Origin of the sequence: Deinococcus alpinitundrae, from assembly GCF_009982895.1 — a bacterium.
Taxonomy (GTDB): domain Bacteria; phylum Deinococcota; class Deinococci; order Deinococcales; family Deinococcaceae; genus Deinococcus; species Deinococcus alpinitundrae.
The window spans coordinates 1-290 of record NZ_WXZL01000189.1 but is presented as its reverse complement, the minus strand read 5'-3'; the positions used below and the strand labels follow the sequence as shown (position 1 = coordinate 290).

At 53.4% G+C, this 290-nt stretch carries 1 protein-coding gene; it reads left to right on the top strand.

Annotated elements, in window-relative coordinates:
• Positions 1-180: hypothetical protein (locus GUI70_RS24150; RefSeq protein WP_272952927.1), on the top strand; the 180-nt coding region annotated here is incomplete at its 5' end.
• Positions 181-290: the final 110 nt, after the last annotated feature.

Here is a 290-nt window from a genome sequence, read left to right as displayed (position 1 = left end):
AGCTGGGTGATGAGCACGGAAGACATGGTGGATGCCGCGCTGGTCGGCCTTGATGCCGGGGAGAAAGTCACCATTCCTGCGTTACAGGAAGGCAGCGAATGGGATAACTGGGAGGCTGAACGCCGGGTGCTCAGCTCGCATCTGAGCGCATCTCAGCCAGCGCCGCGTTACGCCCGCTGACCGTTCACGCTATTTTGAACCATATATGCCGCCAGCAGGCGGCTTTTTTTGCTGCTATTCAAGCTATTTACCGCTCAAATAACCTGCTAACAAAAACTTTTAAATGATAA